Genomic DNA, 6,414 nt, shown 5'->3' on the forward strand with positions numbered 1-6,414 from the left:
TCACTCCTCGCGCTCACGAGGGCAACGCCTCCAGGGCGGCGTCGATCCGGACCAGGTCCGCCTCGGCCACCGCCAGCCGTTCGCGGATCTTCGCCACCACCGGCTCGGGCGCCTTGCCGACGAACGCCGGGTTGTCCAGCTTCGCCCGCGCCTGGGTGGCCTCCTTCTCGGCCGCCGCCCGGTCCTTGGTGAGCCGGGCGCGCTCGGCGGCCACGTCGATCGAGCCGCGGGTGTCGAGCGCGACACTCACCGCGCCGGGCATGGCCAGCGTGGCGCCTGCCTGGAAGTCGTCGCCGGGCGCGTCGAGCCGGGCCAGCGAGCGCACCAGCGGCTCGTGCGCCGCGATGCCCGCGCCGGCCAGGCCGTCGAGGCGCGCGGCGACCCGCTGGGTCGGCCGCAGCCCCTGGTCCGACCGGAACCGCCGGACCTCGGTCACCACCCGCTGAAGGGTGCCGACTTCGCCCTCCGCGGCGTCGTCGATCAGGGTACGGTCGGCGACCGGCCAGGACGCCGTCAGTACGGTCTCGCCGCCGCTCAGCGCGGCCCACAGCTCGTCGGTGACGAACGGGATGACCGGGTGGAGCAGCCGCAGGAGCTGGTCCAGCACGTGGCCCAGCACGCGGCGGGTGGCGTCGGCGGCGGGGCCACCCTCGGCCAGCACCGGCTTGCTCAGCTCCACGTACCAGTCGCAGACGTCGTCCCACGCGAAGTGGTAGAGCAGGTCGCAGACCTTCGCGAACTCGTACGCCTCGAACTGCTCGTCGACCTCGGCGGTGACGTGCGCCAGCCGGGACAGGATCCACCTGTCGACGGTGGAGAGGTCACCGGCGGCCGGCAGCGGTCCGTCGGTGTGCGCGCCGTTGAGCAGCGCGAACCGGGTGGCGTTCCAGAGCTTGTTGCAGAAGTTGCGGGAGCCCTGGCACCACTCCTCGCTGACCGGCACGTCCTGGCCGGGGTTGGCGCCCCGGGCCAGCGTGAACCGGGTGGCGTCGGCGCCGAACCGGTCGATCCAGTCCAGCGGGTCGACCACGTTGCCGAACGACTTCGACATCTTCTTGCCGTGCTCGTCGCGGACCATGCCGTGCAGCGCCACCACGTCGAACGGCTGCTCTCCGTCCATCGCGTACAGGCCGAACATCATCATCCGGGCGACCCAGAAGAACAGGATGTCGTAGCCAGTGACCAGCACGCTGGTCGGGTAGAACTTCGCCAGGTCCGGGGTGCGCTCGGGCCAGCCGAGCGTGGAGAACGGCCACAGGCCGCTGGAGAACCAGGTGTCCAGCACGTCCTCGTCCTGCCGCCAGCCCTCGCCGGACGGCGGCTCCTCGTCCGGGCCGACGCAGACGATCTCGCCGTCCGGGCCGTACCAGACGGGGATGCGGTGGCCCCACCACAGCTGGCGGGAGATGCACCAGTCGTGCATGTTGTCGACCCAGGCGAAGTAACGCTTGGCCAGCTCGGCCGGCTCGATCTTCACCCGGCCGTCGCGCACCGCGTCACCGGCGGCCTTCGCGAGCGGGGCGGTGTTGACGAACCACTGCAACGACAGCCGCGGCTCGACAGTCGTCTTGCACCGCGAGCAGTGCCCCACCGCGTGCAGGTACGGCCGCTTCTCGGCCACGATCCGGCCCTGCTCGCGCAGCGCCGCGACGATCGCCGGGCGGGCCTCGTACCGGTCCAGGCCCTGGAACGGGCCGGGCGCGGTGATGACGCCGCGCTCGTCCATGATCGTCAGCGACGGCAGGTCGTGCCGCTGGCCGATCTCGAAGTCGTTCGGGTCGTGCGCCGGGGTCACCTTGACCATGCCGGTGCCGAAGCTCGGGTCGACGTGCTCGTCGGCGACGATCGGGATCCGCCGGTCGGTGAGCGGCAGCTCCACCTCGGTGCCGATCAGGTGCCGGTAGCGCTCGTCGTCCGGGTGCACCGCCACCGCGGTGTCGCCGAGCATGGTCTCCGCCCGGGTGGTCGCCACCACGACCTCGTCGCCGTAGCGGATCGAGACCAGCTCGCCCTCGTCGTCGGTGTGCTCCACCTCGATGTCGGACAGCGCGGTGAGGCAGCGCGGGCACCAGTTGATGATCCGGTTGGCCCGGTAGATCAGCCCGTCGTCGAAGAGCTTCTTGAACATGGTCTGCACGGCCCGGGACAGGCCCTCGTCCATGGTGAACCGCTCGCGGTCCCAGTCGACCGCGTCGCCCAGCCGGCGCATCTGGCCGAGGATCGCGCCGCCGGACTCGGCCTTCCACTGCCAGACCCGCTCGACGAACTTCTCCCGCCCGAGGTCGTGCCGGGACAGCCCCTCACCGGCGAGCTGCCGCTCGACCAGGTTCTGGGTGGCGATGCCGGCGTGGTCCATGCCCGGGAGCCAGAGCGCCTCGTAGCCCTGCATCTTCTTGCGCCGGGTGAGCGCGTCCATGAGCGTGTGCTCGAACGCGTGACCCATGTGCAGCGAGCCGGTGACGTTCGGCGGCGGGATGACGATGGTGAACGGCGGCTTCTCGCTGTCCGCCGACGCCCGGAAGTGCCCGCCGGCTACCCACTGCTCGTACCGTCGCTGCTCTACCTCGCCGGGCTGGTACTGGCCGGCGAGGGTCGGGGCGTCGGGGCGTCGGGCATCCAGTCTCTCGGTCACCCTGAAAGTCTACGGAGCGCTTTCGGGGACCCGGCGTGCACCACCTGTGATTCGCGTACGGTGGCGGTCATGTCCGACGCGCATCTCACCGAGCGCCCGGTCGACGGGGGTTCCGATCCGTTCGAGCTGACCGAAGAGCCGATCGAGCTGAGCCGCCGCGATCCCGCGCAGGAGCCCGAACGCCGTCCCGTCTCCCGACGCCGGAAGATCGTCATGGCCGCTCTCCTCGCGGCCGGGCTCGCCGGCGCGGGCGCGCTCGGGCTGGGCGGCTGGCGGGTGCTCCAGCAGAAGGACACGACTCTCGGCCAGCCGGCCGAGGTGGCCGGGCTGGTACGCGACGACAGCGAGCGGGCTCGCAGCACCGCCGACTACCTGCGCGACGGACTGGCCGCCGACATCGAGCTGGACCGCGGCTACGGCGCCGTCTACTCCGACGGCGGGGACGCCAAGCGTTCGGTGCTGCTGTTCGGCGGCACCACGCTGCTCTGGCAGCCCGAGCGTGACCTGGACACCCTGTTCGGCCTGATGGCCGACGAGACAGGCCGGGTGGCAGGGCTGCGCGAGGTGGACGCGGGCCGCCTGGGCGGCGTGATGAAGTGCGGTACGACGAGCGGCGACGGTGGCGACTTCGCGGTGTGCGGGTGGGCCGACCACGGCAGCGTCGTGATGGGCATGTTCCCGGGCCGCCGGGTCGACGACGCCGCGGCCCTGTTCCGCGACATCCGCGAGTCCGTCCAGAGCCGCTGACCCGCGACCTCGGCGCTCACTCGTCCACGCCGGTACGGCGAGGTGCCCACACACGCCTTGCCCCGTCCCCGCCACGTCGCGGTGTCGGCGACCCCCGTCCCTCCCATGCCACCAGTTCCGGGGTAATGGCCCCCAGCCCTCCCTGTCCCCGGGGATGACCTGATGCCGGGCAGTCCGTTGTCGCCACTTCGGGGAAGTGGTGGGCCGGTTCGCCAGCTCGGGGTAGTGGCTGGATCCGGGCGTTCCGTTGCCGCCACTTCGGCGTAGTGCTGACCGGCACACCAGTTCGGCGAAGTGGCTAGGTCCGGGGTACTCCGTTAACGCCACCTGGGGGAACCTGCTGCTGGTTCGCCATCTCGGCGAGGTAGCCGGATGCCGGGCCGTCCGTCGCCGCCACTTCGGGGAAGTGGCGGGCCGGTTCGCCAGCTCGGGGAAGTGGCTGGATCCGGGGCACCTCGCCACCGCTACTTCGGGGAAGTGGCGGCCTGGTTCGGCGTTTCCGGAAAGTAGCGGGCGGTACGGCTAGCCGGTGCAGTGCCGGCAATGGGGTGGGCAGTCCATCGCTCACGCGCGTCCGGGGCCGGCTTTGCGGCCGGTCTGGTGGTGTTTTCCGGGGGCAACGCAATTCAGGGCCACCCCGGTTGGGGGTGGCCCTGAATTGGAAGATTGTCCGGCGGTGTCCTACTCTCCCACACCCTCCCGAGTGCAGTACCATCGGCGCTGGAGGGCTTAGCTTCCGGGTTCGGAATGTGACCGGGCGTTTCCCCTCCGCCATGACCGCCGTAACTCTATGAACATGTCAACCAACCCAACAACATGGGTGGTGGTTTGTTCAGAGTTGCACAGTGGACGCGTAGCAGCTTAGTAGTCAAGTCCTCGGCCTATTAGTACCGGTCAACTGAACCCGTTACCGGGCTTACATTTCCGGCCTATCAACCCAGTCGTCTAGCTGGGGGCCTTACCCCACAAATGTGGGTGGGATACCTCATCTTGAAGCGAGCTTCCCGCTTAGATGCTTTCAGCGGTTATCCCTTCCGAACGTAGCTAACCAGCCGTGCCCCTGGCGGGACAACTGGCACACCAGAGGTTCGTCCGTCCCGGTCCTCTCGTACTAGGGACAGCCCTTCTCAAGTATCCTACGCGCACGGCGGATAGGGACCGAACTGTCTCACGACGTTCTAAACCCAGCTCGCGTACCGCTTTAATGGGCGAACAGCCCAACCCTTGGGACCTGCTACAGCCCCAGGATGCGACGAGCCGACATCGAGGTGCCAAACCATCCCGTCGATATGGACTCTTGGGGAAGATCAGCCTGTTATCCCCGGGGTACCTTTTATCCGTTGAGCGACACCGCTTCCACATGCCAGTGCCGGATCACTAGTCCCGACTTTCGTCCCTGCTCGACCTGTCAGTCTCACAGTCAAGCTCCCTTGTGCACTTGCACTCAACACCTGATTGCCAACCAGGCTGAGGGAACCTTTGGGCGCCTCCGTTACCCTTTAGGAGGCAACCGCCCCAGTTAAACTACCCACCAGACACTGTCCCTGAACCGGATAACGGTCCGAAGTTAGATACCCAAATCAACCAGAGTGGTATTTCAAGATTGCCTCCACCCATACTGGCGTATGGACTTCACCGGCTCCCACCTATCCTACACAAGCTAATTCAGATACCAATGTCAAGCTATAGTAAAGGTCCCGGGGTCTTTCCGTCCTGCCGCGCGTAACGAGCATCTTTACTCGTAATGCAATTTCGCCGGGCCTGTGGTTGAGACAGTGGGGAAGTCGTTACGCCATTCGTGCAGGTCGGAACTTACCCGACAAGGAATTTCGCTACCTTAGGATGGTTATAGTTACCACCGCCGTTTACTGGCGCTTAAGTTCTCCGCTTCGCTCGTGAGAGCTAACAGGTCCCCTTAACGTTCCAGCACCGGGCAGGCGTCAGTCCATATACATCGAATTACTTCTTCGCATGGACCTGTGTTTTTAGTAAACAGTCGCTTCCCCCTGCTCTCTGCGGCCATACAACGCTCCACCCGCGCGGGGCTTCACGTCTCCGGCCCCCCTTCTCCCTAAGTTACGGGGGCAATTTGCCGAGTTCCTTAACCACAGTTCGCCCGATCGCCTCGGTATTCTCTACCTGACCACCTGTGTCGGTTTGGGGTACGGGCCGCTAAGAACTCGCTAGAGGCTTTTCTCGGCAGCATAGGATCACTGACTTCACCTGAATCGGCTCGGCATCACGTCTCAGCCTATATGCGCCGCGGATTTGCCTACGGCACGGCCTACACGCTTACCCCGGCACAACCACCGGCCGGGCTCAGCTACCTTCCTGCGTCACCCCATCGCTTGACTACTACCCGCCAGGTTCCCACGCTCCCCACCATTGGTCCGAAGACCGCCGGCAGTTCGGGTGGTTAGCACAACGAGGTTCGTCAGGGTCGCTCTTTCGCGGGTACGGGAATATCAACCCGTTGTCCATCGACTACGCCTCTCGGCCTCGCCTTAGGTCCCGACTCACCCAGGGCGGATTAGCCTGGCCCTGGAACCCTTGGTCATCCGGCGGAAGGGTTTCTCACCCTTCTTTCGCTACTCATGCCTGCATTCTCACTCGTGCCGCGTCCACAACTGGGTCACCCCGCTGCTTCACCCCCGGCACGACGCTCCCCTACCCATCCACACACCTGCATACCCCATCAAGGAGGCACGAAGTTAAAATGTGAATGCCACAGCTTCGGCGGTGTGCTTGAGCCCCGCTACATTGTCGGCGCGGAACCACTTGACCAGTGAGCTATTACGCACTCTTTAAAGGGTGGCTGCTTCTAAGCCAACCTCCTGGTTGTCTATGCGACCCCACATCCTTTTCCACTTAGCACACGCTTAGGGGCCTTAGCTGGTGATCTGGGCTGTTTCCCTCTCGACTACGAAGCTTATCCCCCGCAGTCTCACTGCCGCGCTCTCACTTACCGGCATTCGGAGTTTGGCTGATTTCGGTAAGCTTGTGGGCCCCCTAGACCATCCAGTGCTCTACCTCCG

At 66.2% G+C, this 6,414-nt stretch carries 2 protein-coding genes and 2 rRNA genes (1 of these 4 cut by a window edge); 1 reads left to right on the forward strand and 3 read right to left on the reverse strand.

The window, feature by feature from the left end; all coding sequences use genetic code 11:
- Window positions 1–13: 13 nt before the first annotated feature.
- Window positions 14–2,632, reverse strand: a complete 2,619-nt coding sequence (locus MICAU_RS24435) for a valine--tRNA ligase (RefSeq protein ID WP_013288027.1) — start codon at window positions 2,630–2,632, stop codon at window positions 14–16.
- Between the two features lie 69 nt (window positions 2,633–2,701).
- Between MICAU_RS24435 and MICAU_RS24440 the strand changes: the two genes are divergently transcribed.
- A complete protein-coding gene (locus MICAU_RS24440) occupies window positions 2,702–3,379 on the forward strand; it encodes a hypothetical protein (protein WP_013288028.1) in 678 nt (225 codons plus the stop codon).
- Between the two features lie 668 nt (window positions 3,380–4,047).
- On the opposite strand, the gene rrf is transcribed toward MICAU_RS24440, so the two are convergent.
- Together rrf and MICAU_RS24450 are read right to left on the reverse strand one after the other, a co-directional pair.
- Window positions 4,048–4,164 (reverse strand): 5S ribosomal RNA (rrf, locus tag MICAU_RS24445).
- Window positions 4,165–4,243: 79 nt separating this feature from the next.
- Window positions 4,244–6,414 (reverse strand): 23S ribosomal RNA (locus MICAU_RS24450); it runs 939 nt beyond the window's last position.

Source organism: Micromonospora aurantiaca ATCC 27029 (genome assembly GCF_000145235.1).
In the GTDB taxonomy this organism is placed as follows: Bacteria; Actinomycetota; Actinomycetes; order Mycobacteriales; family Micromonosporaceae; genus Micromonospora; species Micromonospora aurantiaca.

Coding starts and splice junctions, on each gene's coding strand:
- MICAU_RS24440 (WP_013288028.1), top strand. CDS start 2,702: ATGTCCGACGCGCATCTCACCGAGCGCCCGGTCGACGGGGGTTCCGAT.